At 40.4% G+C, this 20,283-nt stretch carries 12 protein-coding genes and 1 other RNA gene; 5 read left to right on the top strand and 8 right to left on the bottom strand.

Annotation, left to right across the window (positions count from 1 at the left end):
• Positions 1–3 precede the first annotated feature (3 nt).
• Together IYN84_RS00100 and IYN84_RS00105 are read right to left on the bottom strand one after the other, a co-directional pair.
• Positions 4–669 carry an ABC transporter ATP-binding protein gene (locus IYN84_RS00100; protein WP_196137143.1) on the bottom strand — a complete coding sequence of 222 codons (666 nt, stop codon included), beginning with the start codon at positions 667–669 and terminating at the stop codon, positions 4–6.
• Between the two features lie 32 nt (positions 670–701).
• Entirely contained in the window at positions 702–1,946 is a 1,245-nt protein-coding gene (locus tag IYN84_RS00105; protein WP_196137144.1) for an efflux RND transporter periplasmic adaptor subunit, read from the bottom strand.
• A gap of 312 nt (positions 1,947–2,258) precedes the next feature.
• Between IYN84_RS00105 and IYN84_RS00110 the strand changes: the two genes are divergently transcribed.
• The gene (locus IYN84_RS00110; RefSeq protein ID WP_196137145.1) at positions 2,259–4,220 is read left to right on the top strand and encodes a GspE/PulE family protein; all 1,962 of its coding nucleotides are present in this window, start codon (positions 2,259–2,261) and stop codon (positions 4,218–4,220) included.
• Here IYN84_RS00110 and IYN84_RS00115 read toward each other — a convergent pair.
• The gene (locus IYN84_RS00115) at positions 4,217–5,359 is read right to left on the bottom strand and encodes an MbnH family di-heme enzyme (protein ID WP_196137146.1); all 1,143 of its coding nucleotides are present in this window, start codon (positions 5,357–5,359) and stop codon (positions 4,217–4,219) included. The genes IYN84_RS00110 and IYN84_RS00115 overlap by 4 nt on opposite strands.
• On the bottom strand, positions 5,356–6,177 hold the full coding sequence (locus IYN84_RS00120; protein WP_196137147.1) for an MbnP family copper-binding protein: 822 nt from the start codon (positions 6,175–6,177) through the stop codon (positions 5,356–5,358). The genes IYN84_RS00115 and IYN84_RS00120 overlap by 4 nt, the downstream gene beginning before the upstream one ends.
• Positions 6,178–6,410: 233 nt before the next feature.
• On the opposite strand from IYN84_RS00120, the gene IYN84_RS00125 reads away from it, so the two are divergent.
• Together IYN84_RS00125 and rnpB are read left to right on the top strand one after the other, a co-directional pair.
• On the top strand, positions 6,411–9,218 hold the full coding sequence (locus IYN84_RS00125; RefSeq protein WP_196137148.1) for a choice-of-anchor B family protein: 2,808 nt from the start codon (positions 6,411–6,413) through the stop codon (positions 9,216–9,218).
• A gap of 55 nt (positions 9,219–9,273) precedes the next feature.
• Positions 9,274–9,649, top strand: an RNA gene (gene rnpB, locus IYN84_RS00130) — RNase P RNA component class A.
• Positions 9,650–9,712: 63 nt separating this feature from the next.
• Here the strand turns inward: rnpB and IYN84_RS00135 are convergent.
• The 3 genes from IYN84_RS00135 to IYN84_RS00145 form a co-directional block, all read right to left on the bottom strand.
• Positions 9,713–10,006: a hypothetical protein gene (locus IYN84_RS00135; protein ID WP_196137149.1), complete on the bottom strand. Its 294-nt coding sequence runs from the start codon at positions 10,004–10,006 to the stop codon at positions 9,713–9,715.
• 63 nt (positions 10,007–10,069) lie between these two features.
• A complete protein-coding gene (locus tag IYN84_RS00140) occupies positions 10,070–11,050 on the bottom strand; it encodes a hypothetical protein (protein ID WP_196137150.1) in 981 nt (326 codons plus the stop codon).
• Complete coding sequence (locus IYN84_RS00145; RefSeq protein WP_196137151.1) at positions 11,035–11,727, bottom strand: hypothetical protein; 693 nt, start codon at positions 11,725–11,727, stop codon at positions 11,035–11,037. Before IYN84_RS00145 ends, IYN84_RS00140 begins: the two co-directional genes overlap by 16 nt.
• A gap of 488 nt (positions 11,728–12,215) precedes the next feature.
• Between IYN84_RS00145 and IYN84_RS00150 the strand changes: the two genes are divergently transcribed.
• Positions 12,216–15,086, top strand: coding sequence for a GAF domain-containing protein (locus IYN84_RS00150; protein ID WP_196137152.1), 2,871 nt, complete (start codon positions 12,216–12,218; stop codon positions 15,084–15,086).
• A gap of 238 nt (positions 15,087–15,324) precedes the next feature.
• On the opposite strand, the gene IYN84_RS00155 is transcribed toward IYN84_RS00150, so the two are convergent.
• Positions 15,325–17,616 carry a TonB-dependent siderophore receptor gene (locus tag IYN84_RS00155; RefSeq protein ID WP_196137153.1) on the bottom strand — a complete coding sequence of 764 codons (2,292 nt, stop codon included), beginning with the start codon at positions 17,614–17,616 and terminating at the stop codon, positions 15,325–15,327.
• Between the two features lie 495 nt (positions 17,617–18,111).
• On the opposite strand from IYN84_RS00155, the gene IYN84_RS00160 reads away from it, so the two are divergent.
• The gene (locus IYN84_RS00160; protein ID WP_196137154.1) at positions 18,112–20,280 is read left to right on the top strand and encodes a response regulator; all 2,169 of its coding nucleotides are present in this window, start codon (positions 18,112–18,114) and stop codon (positions 20,278–20,280) included.
• Positions 20,281–20,283 lie beyond the last annotated feature (3 nt).

Raw genomic sequence — 20,283 nt, forward strand, 5'->3', positions numbered from 1 at the left:
TCCTTATTGAACGAGCTGGCCGTCAAATACACGGATAGTTTTTTCTGTTCTACTGGCCATGGCGTCGTCATGTGTTACCATCACAATCGTTGTATTGTCCTGTTGGTTTAAGGTTTCCAGTAGCTTCATAATTTCGTCACCCATATGGCTATCGAGATTTCCTGTAGGCTCGTCAGCGAGAATTAGTTCTGGCTCACCAACGATCGCTCGGGCTATTGCAACTCGCTGTTGTTGTCCACCCGATAACTGAGAAGGATAGTGATTGGTTCGGGCTTTTAATCCCACTTTTTCTATTGCTCTTTCGGCGAGTTTTCTTCTCTCTTTTGCCGAAATATTTCTGTACAAAAGAGGTAACTCTACGTTATCAATCACTCTTAAGTCTTGAACCAGATGAAAACTCTGAAAGATGAATCCGATTTTTTCATTGCGCAGCTTGGCGATTGATTTGTCCTTGTACGAAGAAATTGAACTTCCGTTGATTTCTATCTGACCGTCGCACGGTTTGTCTAACAAACCTATCATATTCAGCAATGTGCTTTTTCCACAGCCAGATGGGCCCATGATAGAAACAAAGCTACCTTTGTCTATTTTTAGATTGATGTCGTTTAACGCGATAGTTTCTATCTGGTCTGTTCGATAGGTTTTTCTTAAGTTGGTAACTTTGATCATAAGAGTTTCCTTGTTTTAAAAGTGCAAATTTTTTAGTTGACCTGGATTTTATCGAGATGAATATAATCAGATATATCGGAAATGATTATTTCATCTCCCGGAGATAGTCCGTCAATGACTTGGTATTGCTGTCTATCTGAAGCGCCAAAAAGTACCGATTTTTTATAAGCGGTAGTATCCTTGATCACGAAAACATCATGCTTTCCGCTCCCGTTTATAAATGGTCCCTTAGCAATGGTGTGAACATTGCTGAGTTGCTCGGTAATTAATCTGACATCTACGCGAAGATTATTTTTTAGCGGTAAGTCAGAGATATCTTCCAGGTCTATGATGAGTGACATGACCCCGTTTTCGATGGTGGGGGATAGTGTGGCAAGTCTTCCTGTAAGACGTTGTTCTTTGTAGTATATATCTGCGGTCATTCCCGACACCAATTGCGATGCATAGAAATCGGATAGCGTCGCTTTAACTTTGAAGTGATTGGTATCAGCAATTCTTGCTAGTGGCTCAGTTTTATTGACACTTGCGCCTTCTTCATTTTTAAGCCAGCTGAGCACACCAGCTCTGGGGGCACGAACAATTGCTGAGTCGAGTAGGTGTTGTTTTTCTTCAAGCTCTTTGTGTAATATGGATTTCTCCAGTTCGAGCGCTGCTATTTCTGCCTGGCTTGATTGGCGTAGGTCACTTTTCGACTGATTTAGCTGAGTGATTTCTATCTCTGTTCGCTTTACATTAAGTTTTGCCTCCAGTAAATCTTGCTCCGCAGTAGCGCCATTATTACGCAGTAGATGAAGTCTGGATTCTCTGGCTTTTCTACTTTCCAGATCGACTTCTAAAAGTGCCAGGCGACTATTGATATCATTCAGATCTTTGCTCAGTCTCAAAGATGCAGATTGAATAAGCTGATCTTTTAACGCAAGCTTTTCCTGGAGTTTAATCACAGAAGCGTTTACTTGACGTGTATCCAGTTCCATAATCAAATCGCCTTTCTCCACATATTGACCTGCCTGAGCAGATAATTTGAGGATCCGGCTTTCCAATAAGCTGTTGATGGTTTCAACGGACCTGGGAACTAACACGCCACTGGCTCTAATACTGGCTTTAATATTTCCCTGTTGTACGGTTGCTGTTCTAATTTGCGAGCGCTCAACCGATGGAGTAATTAGCCAGCGCAGATAAATGAATAGCAGCACAATCATAATCACAGCTGCAATCAGTTTTAAGCGGCCTATGATTTGCAATCTTTGGGTTTCATTTTGGGGAATTGGTCTGTCCAATCTCTCACTCCGGAACGCTGAACGAATTATTTGTAGCACTACTAGCAGAATAAGTGCCAACTTTTTAATTTAATATAAATCTAATAAATACAAGCAGTTATGATTGTCTGACTAGTCAGAGAAAGTTTCGCTGTTCATTTGTGAACACCTGGTTTCATCTCGAGCCGTGCGGCTGTTCGGAATCGAACATCTGTTCTCAAAGCTCTGGTTTATATCGCAAGTTTGACTAACTATTAATTTTTTGAGCGTATTCTCTTATTGAGATTATACTTAAGGAGAATAGTCGTAGAAGGGGGAGTCGTAGGTGTGTTTATGAAGACCTCAAGAAAACTGGAGCCTGTTGAGCAAGATCTGAACGGGCAGAGCATTTTCTGCTATATGGACAACCATATTGAAGAAAATGAGCTAAAAAGGATTGACTATGAAAGTAACTGCTTTCGACTCTGTTGCGGAGAAACAATCCCATTTGAAGAGATAAGGTTTCTGATTGTTAGAGATCCCCTTTTTGCTACATTAGACGAGTATCTGAAAGAGTCAGACAAACAAGCAAGAAAGTCTCACTATTATCAATTTACATTTAACTACACAGATGGAAATATTCGAGAGGGCAAGTGTGTTCAATGTAAATTGACCAAAGGGCTATGGCATGTATATCGGTGTCACCAAGGACAAATTTATTATATTTTAATTCCCGACATCCATATCGAGAGTCACAAGTTAAGAGAATTGTCGATTCCTCGTTTTTCGCAACCCGAAGAGGTGGAAAAAGAGGATGAGATTACTCCTATTTCATTTGACCTCGCGAAAGTTCAACTGGATGAAGAATTATTGCACACCTTTTCGCCAGAAATTTTACAGAAATATCATGCAGTGCCTCTTTATGTCAGAGATAACAACCTGGTTGTGGCAATTGCGGATCCCACAGATATGGACGCTTTACAAATTCTCAGCTTTGTTTCCGGCAAGACCATTGAGCCAGTTCGAGCACCCCAACGTAAAATCGATCGTAGTTTAAGCAAGTGGATATACTCAAAAAATGAAAATGACGCGCTAATAGAACTTGAAGAAAAAGGAGCTTTGAATCAACCAGAGCTCACAAGTAATGAAATTGAAAATTTGGGTAAGCAAAAAGGTGTCATACGACTAATGCAGTCAATTATTGTTGAAGCAATCAGTCGAGGTGCTTCTGATATTCACTTGCACCCAAGAAAAGATCATCTGGATCTATTGCTCAGACTGGACGGAAATCTGGTCCCCATTCGGCAGATAAACCTTTCCTTACATCAAGCGCTAATCAGTAGAATAAAAATTTTGGGAAGGATGGATATCTCGGAACACCGACTACCTCAGGATGGCAGAATTGAGCTGAGATATGGTGATAGCAATATTGATATGCGGATCTCCATTATGCCAACAATTTTTGGTGAAAGTGCAGTGATTCGAGTGCTCGATAGTGGTAAGGGATTGCTTTCTCTGGATCAGCTCGGTTTCAATGATAAAGATACAGAACAATTACAACATATGCTTCATGCTAGCTATGGTATGGTATTAGTTACCGGCCCTACAGGATCGGGTAAGTCAACAACCTTGTATGCGGCACTAACCGAGCTAATTAATCAGGGGCCACATATAATTACGGTAGAAGAGCCGGTTGAATATCAAATTGATGGAGTGACTCAAATACCGGTTAACCACAAGACCGGCTATACCTTCGCAAGAGCGCTTCGAAATATTTTAAGACACGATCCCGATATTATCATGATTGGAGAAATTCGCGATAGTGAAACAGCTAAAATTGCAGTTGAAAGCGCACTAACCGGACATCTGGTGCTCAGTACTTTACACACAAATAGTGCGGCGAGTACAATTACGAGGTTACTAGAAATAGGTGTACATTCCTACTTGTTAAAGGACGCGCTCGTAGGGGTTATTGCTCAGCGGCTGGTTAGAAAAATATGTACTCACTGTAAGCAGGAGGCTGTAGTTAAATCTGCGATACTTGAAGTTATCGGGGCAGGTCAGGATGAAACATTTTTTGAAGGCAAAGGGTGTAAGTCTTGTCACGGGACCGGAGTTTCAGGAAGAATGGCGGTGTATGAAATGCTCGTTATGTCCTCTGCTATAAAACAAGCTATTAGTGACAATAAAAGTGCGCTTGAACTCGAAGATATTTCGATGAATGAAGGAATGATTCTTCTTGGAAAAAGGGCTCTGGAGCTTGCACGACAGGGACTAATTTCTGCTGACGAAGTCTATCGGGTCAGGTCGAATTAACTGGAATCCTTAACCGGCTCTGAGTATTTTTTATTAGTGAGAAAATTTTGGTCAGTGAGTGATTTTAGAAAATTAATCAGATCACTCTTTTCTTGCTCGCTAATCTCAAAGCCTTTAATAAATGGGCTTTTTAACGGATTGTTTCTACCATCGCCCTGATAATTTCCTGAATCTATATTGCGGCCACCGGCGGCATAAAAATCGATAACTTGCTCTAAGGTTGCGATACTACCATCATGCATATAAGGTGCTGTGACTTCTATATTTCTCAAGGTTGGTGCTCTAAACTTGCCCTTGTCTGAATCATTTAGTGTGATTTCGTAGAGGCCGTTGTCGACGGCAGGGTAGTCCCCCTTGACAGAGACATTGTAGAGGCCTGTATTGTGAAAAGGCTTTCTATCCAGTATTTGTTTTTCGTGGAAAGTAGATTGAGTGAAATTAAAGCCTCCATGACAGTGGTGGCATTCTAGTTTTTCTGAAAAAAACAGGTTCATTCCTCTTAAAGCAGACTCACTCAATGCGCTGTCATCTCCATCATAAGCATAATGGTCAAACGGCGAATCCAAAGAGACCAGACTTCTAACAAAGCTAGCTAATGACTTCACTATCAGCTCAAAACTGATGTCTTCCTCTGGAAAAGCTGATTCAAAAAGCTTTTGATATTCATCGCTTTTGAAACGAGAAAGTACTATTTCTTCATGACCAGAAATACCGAGTTCCACAGGATTTTCGCCAAACATCGGGATTAATAGTTGTCGTTCTATCGTGTCGAGTCCGCTGTGCGCCCAGGTTAACGTTTTGTTATAAGCAATATTGACTAGTGCTGGTGAGTTCCTTCGGATTTTCTCTCCACTACTACCGACAGAGGTTTGCAGATTTTCCGCAAAAGCAAATATTTGTTGGTGACAAGTTGCGCAAGATTGAGTTTGGTTGAATGACAGGTTTTTGTCATAAAAAATTTTCCTTCCCAGCTCGACTTTTGCATTTGTCATAGGGTTGCTCACTGGCGTTTGAGGGCGTGGAAAACCATCCCTTAATTGCCAGTTGAATTCTGTTTTTTCAACTTTAGGCTCACATCCGTAAAGGAAAAACTGAAAGCTTAAAATAATGATGGCTGAAATAAAGTACTTCCCGCTCATCTGGACACCTGCATAAAAACCTGCTGCTTTCCATTGACGCCAACATTATTTAAAAGTTGTTCGCACAAAGGATCGTCTGGAGAGCTTTGACAACCCGGATAATCTACAATATTGATGTCATCGATTAATTGACCAATATCCAAAGTTATCGCTTGGTTGATGTTAAAGTTTTGGAGTTGTACCTGAACCTGGTTAGGATGTTTGCATTCCTTGCCGGGGGCCCTGACTGGTGATGGTGATTGACAACCAGTTGATCCGAGATGGAACATCCAAAAATGATTGGTATCTTCTATTAAATTCTTTTCGTCGGAATCAATCGTTTGCTTGCTTTTTAACTCTATTCGAAAAAATTTGTAGCCCATTTGCCATGTCCAGAACATATCTGGCTGATTCAAAGGATAAGGCTGGGTTATTGGATTCAAATGATTTCGGTCAAAAGGAACGCCGACCTTAAATTCTATTTCATCGAGTTCTTCTGTCTCAGGTAAATCCTCATTTTTAACCAAAATTTGCCAGTTTGCTTCTTGCCCGCAAACTTCACCAATAAGGAAAATATCAGCATTTGCATTCTGGTTGCCATCTTTTGCATTGGTTAATCTGAACCAGCGAGAACTACCTTTTATCTTTAAATCATAGATATAAAACTGAAGTTGGCTCAGTTGCCAATGACGATTATTTTTGGAAAAGGACTGATTGCAGTTTAGTTCTGCTCTATCGATAGTGGGGGAGAATTTTATAACAAACGGTTGCTTTTCTTCTGAACACGAAAAGAGAGTGAGGCAAACCAAATATAAAATGATATATCTTAAAATAGTCATTAAGTCATTCTGTTTATAAAAATCAGGAGTTTTAAAGCTGCTTATACAAGCATTTACTTCAAATGTCACCTTTGATAATTCGGAATTTTGTCTGGTGTTAATTCACAAAAATAACATATATAACAGGATAAACTATTGAATTCTTATAAAAAGTGAATATTCAACTTTTTTGACTTAATAACTAGTGCTATTAATTAATTATGACCAGGTAAAGTAAGCGATAATTGATAAAAATGACAATTTTTAATATAGAAAAAAAGCAGGACTTTTTTTATTTCAACGGTAAGTGGCAATTTTACCGAAATTTAGAAAAGTATTCAGTGAAGCTCTTGTTATTATTATCTAGTTTATTGCTAGGTTCGCAGAATCTACTTGCTCATACAGAACATGACAAAGCTCGTTTTGTTTCTCAAGAGGGGACTGATCAAGGGTACTGTGACAATGCACTTAGACCCTGTAAAACGATTGTTTATGCTGTACAGAGAGCGAATAAGGGAGATAAAGTTCTTGTTGCAAGCGGACATTACCAAATACAGTCTGCTGAAGAGCTTTTTTATTTAAAGAGTGAAATTGTACCCATCTTAGCTGGCTTCAATCGATTTGACCATTTTCAAAATCAGAGTCCCAAGCTCAATCCAACTTTTATCGCTGGTGTCCCGCAAGAAATGCAATCTGCGCTTATTGAAAAAGGTTTTCAGGTTGTTCGTGATGGAAAAGGTTTGGCGTTATCTGGCAAAATGAAGCAAAAGCTTCTGGCCGTAGAAGCTCTGGAACAAGCGCAAAGTTTAGTGGCTTGCTCATCAGGAATGGCAGGAAGCTTTCCTTGCAACAATATCGATCTGGTTGCTCACCTTCCGCTAAGTGCATTTAGTGGAACTCAAAATGCGGGTAATGATATTTGGGGGCATGTTGATCTTAATACTGGTATTGAATATGCCATTATTGGACTGCAAAGGGGAGCGGCTGTCGTCAGCTTGGCAACTCCGGAAAATCCTGTTGAAGTAGGCGTTGTCAGCGGATCTGCTGCTACCTGGAGAGACATCAAAGTCTATCAATATTTTGACACGATTAGCTTCAAGTGGAAGGCTTACGCCTACGTAACTATTGATGGTGCCGGCGACGGAGTTACCATCATTGATCTGAATGATCTACCTAATAGTGTTTCTCTGGTAGAGAGAAATCAAAGTGTAACTAATGCCCACAATGTTTACATTAGTAATGTCGACTACTCTTTAAATATCAAGCTTGAAGGTGTAGATCCTGTTCTCCAATTAATAGGGGCCGGACCCTATTCCGGCTCTTTCCATTCTTACAGTCTTGAAAACCCGGAAACGATCACGGTTAAAAATAACCAGTCTAGCTTTAATGGATATACACATGATGGAGCCTCAGTTTTAATTTCTGATTCAAGAGCCACCAATGGTTGTGTTAATGGAGGTGTCAGCTGTACAGTCTTTGTTGATTTTAATGAAAAAGAGATGGTCTTATGGGATATCACCGATCCGACCGATACCAGACATCTTTCTACCGCTGAATACGATGACGTAGACAAAGTAAATCAATATGTTCATTCCGGGTGGGTAACGGAAGATAAAAACTATGTACTTTTACATGACGAATTTGATGAGTATCGAGGTGGTCTTAACTCAACAGTGAGAATTTTCGATATCAGTAATCTGACCAGTCCGGTTAAGGTCGGGCAATGGACTGGACCTACTAGAGCCATCGACCATAATGGATTTGTCCGAGGAAATCGTTATTATATGTCCAACTATGAAAGAGGGTTGACTGTATTGGATATCGAAAATCCTCAAAACCCTCAGGAAGTAGGTTATTTTGATACCTTCCCCAGTAGCAATAACGCGTCATTTAATGGCGCCTGGGGAGTTTATCCTTTCTTGCCTTCCGGACTTATTTTAGTGAGTGATATAAATAGTGGACTCTATGTATTACGAGACAATACTCAAAATGATGTTCAGGGAAGCGTTAGCTTTACTTCGCCATCAATAGAAGTTAATCGTGGCGAAACGGTTGATGTGACTGTTAATCGGGTAAATGCTTCTGTCAGTGCCACTTCTTCAAGTGTGGGGATTGAAATGCTTTCTGGCAGCGCTACAGCCGGCGAAGACTTTGTGCTGGAGGCTCATACTATTAGCTGGACCGGAAACGAAGCTGGGAGCAAAAATTTCAGTCTAACAATACCGACGGATAATTCTTCCTCGCAGCATACAGAAACTTTTTATATGCGTTTGTATAATCCAACTAACGGAATGACTCTGACGAGCCCTAGCTATCTGAAAGTTGTTGTCAACGGCGTTCCTAACGGTGGAGCACTGTCACTTGCCAATAATCAGGTTTCGGTCCTTGAAGGGGCAGGCTCTCTCTCTTTACAAGTTGAGCGAAGTGGAGGAAGTGAAGGGGCTGTTAGCATTGACTACCAGTTAGTTGACGGTAGTGCTACTGCCGGTGAGGACTATGAAGCTGGCTCAGGAACGCTAGAGTGGGCTGATGGAGATTCGACTGATAAAACAGTCACAATCATATTAAACGATGATGAAATCAGTGAAGCTGATGAGACTTTCATCTTAAGTTTGTCAAATGCAACTGGTGCCGTTATGGGAACCAATACTAGCGTTGAAGTTACACTGTTGGATGAGGAATCCAATACTCCACCTCAAGTCTCGCTAGCTGACGACTTTGAAGTCAACGCGGGCCAGCAGGTAAGTCTGTCAGTAACTGCCACAGATGCTGAAGGCGATTCGCTTAGCTATCTATGGGAACAAACAGCAGGGAGCCCGGTAAGCCTTAATAATGCAAATCAGGCCAATTCAACCTTTACCGCTCCCGCAATTGAAGACGAACTGGCTTTTACTATAACCGTAACGGACATCCGCGGTGGGGCAACTCAGGAAAATATAACTGTTAAAGTAGTCGCTCCACCACAGTCTAGTAGCGGCGGTGGTAGTTTGAGTTGGTGGATATTGGTGCTGCTTTTCCTGGCCGCTTCTGGCAGAGTAGAGCTTTCTGTTCAGAAAAACTAAGGTTGGTGCCGTTCTTTTTACTCGAATCTGCCAGAAGTTCCTGTTACACTCGCCGTCGGTCGGCTAAACAGTCGCTGCCTGAAGCATTTTTTGCCTCAGGGGGAGGAAAGTCCGGACTTTACAGAGCAGGGTGCCAGGTAACGCCTGGGGGGCGAAAGCCTACGGAAAGTGCCGCAGAAAATATACCGCCGAGTTCTACTCGGTAAGGGTGAAAAGGTGTCGGTAAGAGCGCACCGCGCTGGTGGTAACATCAGTGGCAGGGTAAACCCCACCCGAAGCAAGACCAAATAGGGTTCCTTCAGAGCAGCTTGTCTGACTCTTAAGGCGTGGCTCGCGCTGGAACCGGGTAGGTCGCATGAGTGTTATGGTGACGTGACACCTAGATGAATGACTGTTCAAGACAGAATCCGGCTTATCGGCTGACCTCTAAAACAAGCTAAAGGGAGCTCTCGGAGCTCCCTTTATTTTTTCCTACCTGAGTTGGTAGCTATTCTTTAGTAGCAAATCAGTGCATAGAACCCAATTTGTTTAGTTGTTTCAGACCAAAGAACATTGGACTGTAGCAATTTGATGCCTTTTAGTCGTTTATTAATTTCTTCCTCGAACAGATCTCTATTATCGCTAAAGAAAACTTCGCAGTTCTTGAGATCTGTAGTTATTTCCTGGCCGGTTTCAGCTGCATAAACTGTCGGAATTAGTGGAGTATTTTTCTGGTTTAGCTGACCTATTCCGACAGAGAGAATTGCGCCACACAAAAACGAAATTATAATTTTAGTATCAAGTTTCATAAGATATTCCTGATATAAGCTTACTCGCCACTCCTTACTTTTGTAGCAATATGGAAATAAACACTACTTCACTATTTCATCCACTTGTCTAAGCTGGTTCTCAATGTAAGCAATTCCCTTATTTTTTAGCGTAGAGAGATTTACAAATTTCTTCACAGAATAGGGTTGCATTATATTGCCCGAATCCAACTCCCAGTCATTGTCCTGTACTTCAAAAATAATTCCTGCTAACTGTGCTCCCATTCCATAGTCATCAGGAACAATGGCAAATGAACCCAATGGAATTTTTTGTAGAAAAATTTTCACCCCGACAATTGCAGGAAGTTTTGATTTTGTTCGGGAAGGCAGCCAGGCTTTAGCAAGTGCATCCCGTGTTAGCAGGTTGTTATCGTTAAGGATCCAGATCGCGTCCACCTGCTTTGATAGCTGTGCAAGTGCATTTTTAACTTCTTTATCCGTATCGCTAACTTTATTTGGTAACTTGATTCCGACGAGTTCAATACCTTCTGCTTCACAAAATCTCTTGTTTTCATTGATTATATCGGTCATCCATTCTCGGTATATAACACCTATTTTATTTATAGGTTTTCCGAGAATGCTCCGCATAGCTACAGCACTGGTAACGGCCGGAATTTCATATCTTATTGCTGTTGCGTTTTCGATATTACTTATAAACTTATCGATAAATAACGCTGCCACTGCAATCGCAGGCGGAAAGGACTTGTTTTTGCTCTCTGCCTGAAATTTTCCATATAGATTAACTGCTTTATTGCCCATAAGTACAACAAGGCTTGGAGGAGACTTATCAAAGGATTTCTTAATTTCATTGGGCGAACTAGCATTGTCGATAATCAGTTGACTTATTTCAAATTCACCTTCGAGATCATCGCTCATGCCTTTTGTTACTTCTTCAAAAGCAGAGCTTTTTCCTCTAACTACAAGTATGTTTTCTGCAAGGACTGTTCCTATTGACAGGTAACAAATCAGGATGCTGAACAAAAACTTTTGCATGAGGGCTTGTTTAATATTTACAGAGTTCGCCATTGGTCCACTCCTAAAATTGAATTGAGTCCTTGGTCGAAAGCGAGGATACAGCTTTTAAGTTTGTCCTTAACCTGTGCATCATTATGTGCTGCAGAAGCAAGTCCAATCTTAATATCAAGATTCGTTGCCACCAGATTCAAGTTGGACTTTGCTTTGAGTTGATTAAATAAGCTGCTTGAAACAAAGATTCCATCAACTGAACCGAATGTTATTAAGGGCAGTAGGTCTTCCACTTTGGTTACCCTTTTTAACTTGACAGGTGTTTTAAAAAGCTGCTCGACAAAACTGGTCATTGGCTTTCTTCCTAGTAGGTCAACAACGCCAATTTTCTTTTGTCCTATTTCACTCATTTTCAACGGACTATCTACTGATACCAAAACATAGTTTTCTGTTTCAAGTCCATTTTTTAGTCCTTTTAATGCAGTAATATAGTCAGAAGTTCTTTCTAGAACCGGAAGTAAGGACAATATCGCATTAGGGGGGGCTTGCTCGATCTGCTTATGAAAATCTTTCGCTCTCCCAAATGCTGTGACTTCTACGCCTGGACAAAAGCTATTAATTTTTTCCTGCATGACGTTGGCTCTTGTTTCCGTAGGAACAAAAACATAGAGTGATTGTGAGCATAATGGAAACGATAAGCTTAAGCACAACATAGTAAATAAAATACGTTTAACCATTTTATTTTCCTCTCGTAACGACTCGCTACGACATATTATTTAGATACTTACAGTGTAGTTAAATCTGGCTTTTACCAAGATTACGACCTCGTGTTTCAGTCGTTGCTGTTTCTTGCCAGTTTAACCGGTATTCCTAGAGGAATATTGCTGAGTCAAAGTACTATTCAATTAAGATAGACAGTTTTTTGATAAACGGCTAGTTTTCCTGATTTATTTATATCGATTTACTTCCAGTCAACAATGCTATCAGTTAATGTGTCTAGCATGCTTTCAAAGCAAACCCCCAGAGTCTGACAAATAGAAGGGATAGTCGATTTCTTTCTCAGTAATATTCGTAATATAAGATAATCATCTTTAAACACACCTCATATTTACTCTTATTCAAAGTTTTCTAAACCAGAGATAATTGTCTACACTTCTTAGTAATTCTGCTGCAATTTCTGCTGTAAATAGTAGATTTCATTGATTTTTGGATAAGAGGAATTATTTTGAAATTCAAAAGTATCCGTAGAAAACTGATTCAATCTGTGACCGGTATATTGGTTGTCAGCTTTATTATCATGATTGCTGTAGTCGCTTACATGAATACAGTGGACTCCAGAGAAAACCTTAAAAAGTCAGAAGAAAGTATTCGTAATTCATTGATTGCAAAAGGAAAAACGCTTGCCAACAATAATAGCCAGGCGTTAAAAGGAATGGTGGAAGATAATGCATTTACCGCTGTTCAAAAGCTGGTCTCAAGTACAGTTCGAGATGACGAAGATATCGACTATGGCATTTTTATGGACCCCGACATGATGCCCTGGGTCTCTGCGTCAGCCGACAATCAGGAAGGTGATGTTGCTCCCGGTGAGTCTTTGGAAGATGAGGCTAGTCAATGGGCCTCACAAATAGAGTCATTAGATTACAAAATATTTTCTCAAAATGGAGATCAGATATACGAGTTTGCTTCACCTGTCATTGTCGATGACGAAATTTTAGGTTTCATTCGCTATGGTATGTCAACAAACTCTATGAGAAAGTCGCTGGAAAGAGCGACAGAGAGTTCAAGAATTGCATTAAGAAATACTCTACTTATTTTATTAGGCGCTGTGATTCTGACAATATCCGCAGGGCTGCTATCGATTAGAAAGGTTGCCAAAACCATTACTCGGCCTTTAGTTTCGCTGCAGTCTGCTGCGGGAACGATTGCTGGTGGAAATTATGATAATGAAGTAACCGTCCAATCCAACGATGAAGTGGGGGTTCTAGCCGAAAACTTCGACCAGATGAGAGCGACTATTAAGAAGAAAATGTCGGATCTCGCAAAGTTGAATACTACAGGTGAAATATTGGCGACGCTTCTCGACCAGTCAAAAGCATTGGAAGTTGTACTTAAAACAATGCATGAGCAAATTCAAGTTAATCATGGGTCAGTGTATTTGATGAATGATAGCGATGAACTGGAAGTAAAAGCGTTTTTTCCACCGAAGCTAGTTACTGACAGTTCAAGCGCCAAAAAATTTGCGACCGGAGAAGGCGTGTTGGGAAGAGCTGCAAAAGACAAAGAAGTGATTTTTGTACCCAATACTGCTGAAGATTCCTCCTTTGAAAGCGGCAGTAGTAATCGGTCTCCCAAAGCGCTTCTATGTGTTCCGCTGTTGGACAAAGATATTTTAATTGGTGTAATGAATCTTTCGGGCGAAGTAGATGCTGTAAGCTTCGAAGAGAGTGATAAGGAGTTCGTTTCATCCATAGCACGTTTACTGGTCATTACAATAAAAAATATTCGAATGCGAGAAGTTATTGAAGAGCAAAATAGAACTTTAGAACAAAAAGTTGAAGAGCGAACTTCTGAGTTAAGAGAAAAGACCAACGATATTTCCAATATGCTGACCAATATGCACCAGGGTCTATTTACAGTCATGGAAGGGGGAATGGTGCATCATGAATATGCCGCGTATTTAGAAGAAATCCTTGAAACCAATAAAGTGGCTAACCGCAACTTTATGGATTTGTTGTTTAGTAATGCCAACATTGGCAGCGACCAGCGCAACCAGATCCAGACTGCAGTTGACGCGCTTGTTGGTTCTGATGAAATGATGTTTGATTTCAATTCCCATCTGCTCGCTACTGAAATCGTTTATTCGGTTGAAAATGATAGAAGCAAGATACTGGAGCTGGACTGGGATCCTATTGTTCTTGACGGAGAAATTGACAAGATTATGGTGACGGTCCGTGACGTCACAGAAGTTAAAGCACTTCAGAAAGAAGCCGAAGCGCAGAAGAAAGAGCTGGAGATAATCGGACAAATTCTCCATGTTGGTGAAGAGAAAATGGCAGAATTTTTTAGAAGTTCTGCTGAGTTTATTCAGGAGTGTAAAGAGTTAATTGAAAGTACGACGAAAAAAGACCTGGATTTGATAGCGACTCTATTTAGAAATATGCATACGGTGAAGGGAAATGCTAGAACTTTTGGGCTAAATCATATTACCGACTCGGTTCATGAAGTTGAGAGTACTTATGATGAGTTACGTAAAAATGAAGAGAAAGTCTGGGCTCCCGAAATACTACTGGAAGAGTTAGCAAAGGCGGAATCCGATATAGAAGTTTATCGCAATATCGCAGTTGATAAGCTGGAATACGATTTAGAAGGAGGTAGTAGTACTCTCGATCCAAAAGTAGTCAAGCGTATGCTCGACAAAATAAGAGCGGTGAAAAACATCGAGCTTCCTGGAGAGGTCAAAGATGTTATTGACGAAACGCAGAAGCTGTTGCTATCAGCTGAGGGGAAATGTGTTTCGGAGGTCATTGTCAGTGTAGTTGATTCGGTCAACTCATTGGCTGACGAGCTTGGAAAAAGTCGACCCGATATCAGTATTGCCGATGGCAGAATATTGGTGAAGAAAGAACATCACTCGATGATGAATAACATTTTTATGCACGTTTTTAGAAATGCTATTGATCATGGAATAGAAAAAGATGAAGAACGGCAGGAGAAAGGTAAAAACATTCCCGGAAAGATTTCTCTCGCTTGTGAAGATGATAATGGTGCAGCAAAGCTACAGGTCAATGATGACGGGAGAGGGCTGGCTATCTCGCGGTTGAAAGAAAAGGCCATTGAGAAAGGGATATATTCTGCAGAAGAACAACCCTCAGATGAAGAGGTTGCCAATCTGATATTTGCCTCCGGCTTTTCTACCGCGGAAAAAGTGACAGCGGTTTCGGGAAGAGGCGTTGGAATGGATGCGGTAAAGAAGTTTCTCGAACAAAATGGTGGTGATATACGCATTGAACTGATTGATAACAATCAAGGCGCCGATTTCAGGGCTTTTCAAACAGTAATTCGACTGCCGGAATCATTTATCTTCCAAATGTAATGAAAAGCTAATGGGGTTATCATAGTGTCTCAAGAAGAATGGAACTGGTTGAGCAAGCATTTTACTCACGTAATTGGACTCAATTGAAAATTGAGTTATCCCTACTTTATTTTCTTTGAGAAATGGTAATCCCTATAATAAAAAGGCACTGAACAACAGTGCCTTTTATTTTTCATGATACTAATGAAATTCAAATCAACGCGAATGAAATAAGTGATAATTTCATCCAAGTATTTGATTAGAATCGAATGTTTATCCCTAATTCTATTTTCCTGGTGTTTTGAGGAGAAGCATAAAAGCCCTCTCCTTGAGCAAAGGTAGCATTATAGTAATGTTCATCAAGCAAGTTAGTCACCTTGAGTTCGTACTCAGCGGTGATGCCTTCGCTCCAATTGTGAGTGTACTGACCAAACAGATTAAAGAGAGTGTATCCTTCACTTATCAGATTTTCTCCATTCACAATTCTCTGTTGACGAGTATCACCTCGATTGATTGCATTGAGGTAGAAAGCCCAGCTATCGTCACTAACTTCGATACCCGCTTTGGCTGTATTGTCAGCCATGTAAGTGAGTTCTTCTGAACCATTGATATCGCCATCAGAAAAGCTTAGCGCAACAAAACTAGTCACCTGAAACTCTCCCCAGTGAGTCAGGTGGTCAAATTTAACAGTTCCGCCATTTGAATCAGTTGTTGCATTGTTTATTGGGATCTCCGCTGCACCAATAGGGACACCTTGAAATGTACCATCGAATATACCGGGCAACGAATCAACAAAAACCACAGGAACGATCTGTTGATCCAGAGAGTTATCATAATAATCAAATGATAACCTTAATGAGTCGCTGATATTCCAAGTCATATTGATTTCCTTTGACTCTAGTTCCTCGGGTTTTAACTGTGGATTCGGAAGATGCCAGAAAGGACCAAATAAACCAGTTACATCGCCTCCGGTATTTGTGGTAGGTATGAAAGCTCCGTAGTGCTGAAAGGTAACATAAGGCGAAGGCGCAAGGAATCCTGAGTTATATAGAAACTTAATTGTTAAGTCGTCGGTCGCTTTGTAGACCAGGCCCGCTCTTGGATTTGTCGTAGAGCCGTATCGGGTATTGGAGTCATATCGAATACCTGCTGTTAGCGAAAGCGACTCATTGAAGCGTTTCTGCCATTGAAAATATCCGGCATAGTTCTGATAACTTATGTCAAAAAATGCCTGAGAAATAGTGAGGTCATTTCCGTTCACATCAGTAATATCAGTGCCTATGTAGTAAAATCCCTGAGAGGCAGCAGGTACATCGGGATTAAAGGCAAAAGGTAGATCTCCTGTCTTGGGGAGTGCTGTTATATTTTCTACTGAAATACCACCTATAAATTGATTGCTTTCATCCATGGTATAGGTAATCTGTTCTTCAAATTTCGTGGTTGAGCCTTTTGCATATTTGTATCCTTCCGAATAGCCGGTAAAAGTATTGCGAAAGACCGATTCAGGAGTAAGCTCATAGGTGGAGTGAGACATTGATGTTTTATAGCTATGCTTTTCATCCTTTGAAGTATAGTTGTGTTCTACAAACATATTTTCAATTCGGGTTTTAAATATTGCATCTTCTATATACAGGTTAAATTCAGGTCTCATTCCGATAGAAGAACTATGAGACTCCATAATTTCTGCAAAACCGAAATCGACTTCTCCAATTGAGCCGGCAAAATGAATAAAGTGTGATTTAGTTGGAGTGCTGTAAGGCTCGATTGGAACATCGACTGTAACCTCTGGGGGAGCAAATGGTGAAGCCTGAACTATTCCATTAACTAAATACTGTTCGTTGTACCAGGCGAAGTCTTCAGGGTATGCCTTCGGCATGTCATCCTCATCGCTTTCGTACATTTGAGCTGAGAAAAGCAGATTTAAATTCTCACTGACGTAACGGCTCTTTACCGATACTTCAGTGGTATTAAAGCTTCCAGATGATACGAACAGGTTTGTTTGCTTTTCTGCGTTGGGGTTTCTGGTAATAATATTAATTATTCCTGCAAGTGCGTCTGCGCCATAGAGTGCAGATGCAGGGCCCAGAATGACCTCTACTCTTTCTGCATCTATCAAACTGTAGTTACTCGCGATAGCATGTGGCGATCCTGTCGGACTGTTAATGCGATAACCGTCTAGCAAAATTACCAGCTTGTCGTTACCTGCAATTCCACGAAGAGAATAATAGTTATTATATTCCGCGACTGCTCGTCTTTGTATTTCGATTTCCGGTACATCTTCTAGGAGCTGATCCAGACTGCGATATCCGCGCTTTTCAATCTGAGCTTTACTAAATGCGTAAATTGTCGCCGGAGCATCAGATAGTTTTTCGGCTGATTTTGATGCGGTGACAACCTCCAGATTAAGAAGATCTTCTAACGAAATGCTACCCATGTCGTCTTCTTCAGCACTGACTGCATAGCATGTTGTTAAAAGCGTTATGCCGGCCAAAGTTTTGCTCCAATTAGTTTTGGATAGGCGTAAGTAATTTTCTCTATTCATTTTAAACATGACTCTTCCTTAACTTTTTACCTATGTAACTAATAGACTATTTGCCGGAATAATCAACGTTTCAAATACCGCTGGTTGCTGATTGGCAAAAGTTCTGGTGCAAGTTGTAAAAAAATCGTGCTGATATCCGTTTAGGAAAGCAAAGGAATTAATAGTTTGAGAGCTATAAATCGACGTTTTAATAAGCTTTAGGTATTACCATGTTTAGCTTTTTATGTCTGCGTTGTATCGGAACAGGAGTAAAATTGTCTTACTTTGTTTGTCTTTCTACGGAAGTTGATTCGTCAAAAAAGAAAGCTAAAAACACATCTTGAGGAACAATTTACTTTACCTTAATTTGATTTTTTAAATGCGTACTATTAAATGTGAGGTAATCGAAGTTTTGACAGGAGCAATTGTGCAATTGGTTTTTAGTTTTAAGTATCCAAGAATATTTAGGGGAATTATAGTGAATTGACTATAATTTCTTATAGTTAATTCAACACGGTGAGATATGTGACTTCAAATCAGCAAGATACTCCTCGCATTTTAATTGCTGACGACAATTCAGCGATTCATGAGGATATTCGCAGTCTGTTAAAAGGAGTTCCAGAGTCAAAGGTTAGCTCATCTTTGGAAAGACAACTTTTTGGAGATGATTTAACTCAGACAACTCATTCCCAGCCCACCTATCAAATCGATGATGCCTATCAGGGCGAAGAAGCAATTCAACAGGTTGTAAATGCCCAAAAAGAAGGGAATCCTTATGCCATGATTTTTATGGATGTGCGAATGCCGCCGGGGATGGATGGTATTCAGACCATTAAGGAAATCTGGAAGCAAAACCCTGAAGTGGAAGTTGTAATCTGTACCGCTTTTTCTGACTATAACTGGGAAGATATTCAGCGTGAACTTGGAGACGCAGACAACTTACTTTTTCTAAAAAAGCCTTTTGACTTGACTGAAATAAAACAAATGGCTTTGACATTAACTAAAAAATGGAAGTTGGCAGTTAGTAATAAAGAGCATACTGCTAATCTTGAGTCTTTGGTTTTGCAGAGGACCCGTGAACTTCGAAAAGTTGTAAAGCGACTCGAGTTTCTGAAAGCTAAAGCAGAAGCATCAACTGAAGCGAAGGCTCGATTTTTATCCACAATGAGCCATGAAATTAGAACTCCATTAAATGGAATAATGGGAATGGCAGAGTTGCTGTTGGAAACGACTTTAGATAGTAGCCAGCAAGATATGGCTAAAACCATAATTAATTCTAGTGAGTCCCTGATTGGTATCATCAATGATGTGCTTGACTATTCAAAAATTGAAGCGGGAAAGATAGAGTTGGAGGATTTGCGTTTTAATTTATTTAAGAGCGTTGAAGATGCCGTAGAGTTACTTGCTTTTTCGGCACAAAATAAAGGAATAGGAATCGCCTCTCTAATCAAAGAAGGGGTGCCAGAGTTTATTAAAGCTGACCCTGAACGTCTTAGACAAATTATTCTAAATTTATTGAGCAACGCAGTAAAGTTTACTGAGCATGGAGAAGTAACCGTTATTGTACGCTGTGAGACTGTGGAGTTTGACGAGCAAAAAAAATCTCTATCTATTACCGTTGAAGATACAGGTATCGGTATAAATGAAAGCTACCTGAAAACACTCTTTACTCCTTTTTCGCAAAGTGAAGCGTCTACTTCTCGTCGCTATGGAGGGACTGGATTAGGTTTATCTATTTCCAAAGAACTGGCTGTATTAATGGGAGGGGATTTAGGTGTGACCAGCTCCGAAGGAAGAGGCACCAGTTTTACCTTGCAATTACCCTTAAAAGTTGAGAATACCGAGTTAGTCAATGATTCGGATATCAAAGAAAAGCTTGCCAATGCTTGCGTACTGGTGGTCAATAGTAGTCCGATTAATCGACTGGTGCTCGAAGAGTATCTACAACCCTGTAAGAAGATCGACTTTTATCATTTTGACTTGAATAATGAAGACGCTATTGCAAATACCAAGCCTTCTTTACCTCACTACGATATTCTCATGATCGATAATGATCGTGGACGTCAAAGTGCTTTAAACCTGAAAGTAGAACTACTTAAGCAACGGTTAGGAATTAGCAGTCAGTTTGATGTTGCCTTGGTTTCTATTCTTGAATCTGTTCATCATGATGAGTTTGTTAGTTTAGGATATGTGACGACCATTAAAACACCGGTTAAGAGAAGGCGGCTTCATAACGCATTAATTTCGCTATTGGATTATGATGGTGAAACTCAATTGCCACAGGATGCGGTAGTAACAGAAGAAGATAATGCTGTTTCTTTTCTGGCTGGTAAAAAACTAAATGTTCTTGTTGCCGAAGACAACCTGGTTAATCAAAAAATATTGTCAGCTATTTTATCAAAACTTGATATGAATGTTGTCTGCGTTGAAGATGGCAGAGAAGCTGTCGATATGCTTGGGCAAAGGTCATTCGACGTTGTATTTATGGATTGTCATATGCCCAATATGGATGGGTTTGAAGCAACCCGATATATTAGAAGCGAGCTAAAGGAAGATGTTCCTATCATTGCTATCACCGCTGATGCATTCAATGAAAACCGTCAACGATGCCTGGATTCCGGTATGAATGCCTTTATTTCGAAACCATTTAAGCGTGAACATGTAATCAATATTCTTTTGCAACTATTTGAGTAGCCA

This window comes from Aliikangiella sp. G2MR2-5 (assembly GCF_015687155.1).
Classification (GTDB): domain Bacteria; phylum Pseudomonadota; class Gammaproteobacteria; order Enterobacterales; family Kangiellaceae; genus Aliikangiella.